The organism is Streptomyces sp. 8L (assembly GCF_020176795.1).
GTDB lineage: Bacteria > Actinomycetota > Actinomycetes > Streptomycetales > Streptomycetaceae > Streptomyces.
Map to the genome: position 1 here is coordinate 1 of NZ_JAIUKE010000038.1, position 1904 is coordinate 1904.

Consider the following 1904-nt stretch of genomic DNA (forward strand, 5'->3'; position numbering starts at 1 on the left):
TTTGGGGGGGGGTGTGTGCGAACACGCGGCTCAACCCCCCCGCCCCCCGGGGCGGGGGCCCGGGGGGGGGGCGCCGCGGTGCCCAAGGTGACCGCGGGCGGCGACCTCGGACCCAACGTGATCGTCTTCGACCCGTCGACCGCCAACATCCAGGGAACCCTGGACAGCATCTTCAGCCAGCAGGAGTCCGCGCAGTTCGGCACGGGCCGGTACGCGCTGCTGTTCAAGCCCGGCACGTACAACGGCCTCAACGCGCAGATCGGCTTCTACACGTCGATCGCCGGACTCGGCCGCAACCCCGACGACGTGCAGATCAACGGCGACGTGACGGTTGACGCGGGCTGGTTCAACGGCAACGCCACGCAGAACTTCTGGCGTTCCGTCGAGAACATGGCGCTGACCCCGGTCAGCGGCGAGGACCGGTGGGCGGTGGCGCAGGCCGCGCCGTTCCGCCGCATGCACATCAAGGGCGGCCTCAACCTCGCGCCCAACGGGTACGGTTGGGCCAGCGGCGGCTACATCGCCGACAGCAAGATCGACGGCACCGTCTCGCCGTACTCGCAGCAGCAGTGGTACACCCGGGACAGCCAGATCGGCGGCTGGGGCAACGGCGTGTGGAACATGGTGTTCTCCGGCGTCCAGGGCGCCCCCGCGCAGAGCTTCCCGAACCCCGTGTACACCACGCTCGCCACGACGCCGGTCTCCCGCGAGAAGCCGTACCTCTACCTGGACGGCAGCGACTACGCGGTCTTCGTGCCGTCGCTGCGTACGAACGCCAGCGGGGTGTCCTGGGCGAACGGCTCCACGCCGGGTGCGTCCATCCCGCTCTCCCAGTTCTACGTGGTGAAGTCGGGCGCCACCGCCGCCACCATCAACCAGGCGCTGTCCCAGGGCCTCAACCTGCTGTTCACGCCCGGCATTTACCATGTCGACCAGACGATCAACATCACCCGCGCGAACACGGTGGTGCTCGGCATCGGCTACCCGACGATCATCCCGGACAACGGGGTGACCGCCATGACGACCGCCGACGTCGACGGCATCAAGCTGGCGGGCCTCCTGCTGGACGCCGGCACCACCAACTCGCCCTACCTGCTCCAGGTCGGGCCGGCCGGCTCGTCCGCGAGCCACGCCTCGAACCCGACCACGGTGCAGGACGTGTTCGTCCGGATCGGCGGCGCGGGCGCAGGCAAGGCCACCACGAGCATGGAGATCAACAGCGCGGACACGATCATCGACCACACCTGGATCTGGCGCGCGGACCACGGCGCGGGCGTCGGCTGGGACACCAACAGGGCCGACTACGGCCTGCATGTGACCGGCGCCAACGTGCTCGCCACCGGCCTGTTCGTCGAACACTTCAACAAGTACTGCGTGGAGTGGAGCGGCGAGGGCGGCCGGACCATCTTCTTCCAGAACGAGCTGGCCTATGACGCGCCCAACCAGGCCGCGATCCAGAACGGCTCCACGGCCGGGTACGCCGCCTACAAGGTCGACGACGCGGTCAACACGCACGAGGCGTGGGGTGTCGGCAGCTACTGCAACTTCACCTCCGACTCGAGCATCCAGGTGGACCACGGGTTCGAGGTCCCGCAGAAGTCGGGCGTCAAGTTCCACGACGTGCTGGTGGTCTCGCTCGGCGGGATGGGCCAGTACAAGCACGTGATCAACAGCACCGGCACCGCCACCTCGGGCACCAGCACCGTTCCGTCCAACGTCGTCTCCTTCCCGTGAGACCGCGCCCGGGCCCCCCCCCCCCCCCCCCGCCCGCCCCCCCCCCCCCCCGGCCCGCGCCCCCCCCCGCGCGCGCCCCCCCCGGGGGGGGGCCGCCGGGGCCGGTGCCGGTGGACGCCGCCGACGGCGCGGCGCGCTGGGAGGGCGCGCCGGTCCGCCTCACCCTCGTG

General features: G+C 70.7%; 1 protein-coding gene. It reads left to right on the forward strand.

Going from position 1 to position 1904, the window contains the following annotated elements; translation table 11 throughout:
- Positions 1-78 precede the first annotated feature (78 nt).
- Positions 79-1734, forward strand: a complete 1656-nt coding sequence (locus tag LCE31_RS04965; protein WP_225012732.1) for a coagulation factor 5/8 type domain-containing protein — start codon at positions 79-81, stop codon at positions 1732-1734.
- The last annotated feature ends 170 nt before the right edge of the window (positions 1735-1904 follow it).